The following is a 294-nucleotide window of genomic DNA, read 5'->3' as shown; positions in this document are numbered from 1 at the left end:
CGACGGCTGATGTCTTTAATGTTTTGTACGTTTAGAGATGTCTCTTCTTCAATCATTTTTAACTTAGCGATTGAACGACGGATCTCTTCTTCGTTACGTTTGATTTTCTCAGCGTATGGCTTGTCAGATGCTAGGATCTCGTCTAGCCATGCATCACTTGATTCGTTACCAGTGAATAGGGCAATAAACGATTTCTTCGGCATTTTGCCGTATTCAACCACAGACTTCATGATCAAACGTTCTTGAGTACGAACGCGATCCATTGCTGTGCGAAGTTCGTTCACTAGGTGGTCG

1 protein-coding gene is annotated in these 294 nt (G+C 42.9%); it reads right to left on the bottom strand.

Annotated elements, in window-relative coordinates; all coding sequences use genetic code 11:
- A partial coding sequence (locus tag IEX97_RS13680; protein WP_268238353.1) for a sigma-70 non-essential region-containing protein occupies window positions 1-284 on the bottom strand: 284 nt, incomplete at its 3' end.
- Window positions 285-294 lie beyond the last annotated feature (10 nt).

This window comes from Paenalicyclobacillus cellulosilyticus, assembly GCF_014647315.1.
Classification (GTDB): domain Bacteria; phylum Bacillota; class Bacilli; order Alicyclobacillales; family Alicyclobacillaceae; genus Alicyclobacillus_J; species Alicyclobacillus_J cellulosilyticus.
Note: the sequence above shows the minus strand (reverse complement) of the source record. Positions and strands in the feature narration are given on the sequence as shown.